The sequence below is a fragment of the Photobacterium alginatilyticum genome, assembly GCF_009910675.1.
In the GTDB taxonomy this organism is placed as follows: Bacteria; Pseudomonadota; Gammaproteobacteria; order Enterobacterales; family Vibrionaceae; genus Photobacterium; species Photobacterium alginatilyticum.
Genome location: NZ_RSEJ01000135.1, coordinates 1 through 971 on the forward strand (window position 1 = coordinate 1; position 971 = coordinate 971).

Annotated in this window: 1 protein-coding gene and 1 tRNA gene; both read right to left on the reverse strand. The window is 37.7% G+C overall.

Annotated features, from left to right (window positions below):
- Positions 1–515: 515 nt before the first annotated feature.
- A tRNA-Met gene (locus EIZ48_RS31500) sits at positions 516–589 on the reverse strand.
- A gap of 152 nt (positions 590–741) precedes the next feature.
- Complete coding sequence (locus EIZ48_RS31505; protein ID WP_500690627.1) at positions 742–936, reverse strand: uS14 family ribosomal protein; 195 nt, start codon at positions 934–936, stop codon at positions 742–744.
- Between the last annotated feature and the right edge of the window lie 35 nt (positions 937–971).

Genomic DNA, 971 nt, shown 5'->3' on the forward strand with positions numbered 1-971 from the left:
CATCYTTATGGATTGGATTAGTTTTTCTGGTRGGTATCCTTAATTCTCTCATYTCTTGAACTTMTTTTTKMATMCCAGCTCCAAAAAKMAAATGACCCCCCTGAATTCTTTTCGGTTGTGAGACACATTAAAATTTAATAGTATAATATTAATATAAGTYCCMMAAATACAAATAAAGAAAAAAAAATGATAGGGGGGTCAAAAAAAAKACTTGCAACCCCCTCTGAAAAAAGTCTTTGGCCCGGYACTACACAAATATAATCCAGACATATATATATCATATATGTGTGGACATATTATGTASCAAGAACTAAAAAATGCGGMTATAGTCGAATSGTAAAAKTTCTCTTTGCCAAGGAGAAGACGCGGGTTCGATTCCCGCYATCCGCCACTAGAGTGAAGTCATTCCTTTAATATGATKAAAGGRTTCGGTATAGTTGACTGTGATAGACTCCCATCCAAAAAAAGGTAATTAATTACTAGTTAACAGAGTCAAACCTAATTTAAAAAAGATGTTGCGGAGACAGGATTTGAACCCGTGACCTCAAGGTTATGAGCCTTGCGAGCTACCAARCTGCTCTACCCCGCGCTAAAGTAAAGAGAAAAACGGAAAACTACTAAAAAACAAGGATTGAATACGACCCTCTACCATAKCTGTACAAATAGAATAGYMCATTTATACAGAATGGTAAAGRGGCYCTYTATGATCGATGATCATAGAAATGAAGGGATAGTTTTATCTTACCAACTTGATCTTGTTGCYCCTGGCAACAAACATGCMTGAACCATTTCACGAAGTATGTGTCCGGATAGGCCAAAGTCTCGAAAGTTAGCTCTAGGTCTTCCAGTCGAAAAACAACGCCGATGAAGGCGTGTAGGTGCACTATTCCGCGGTAGGGATTGTAACTTTCCGTGAATTTCCCATTTGTCACTCAATGACTGAACTTTGCTTATTTCTTTTTTTGAGGATC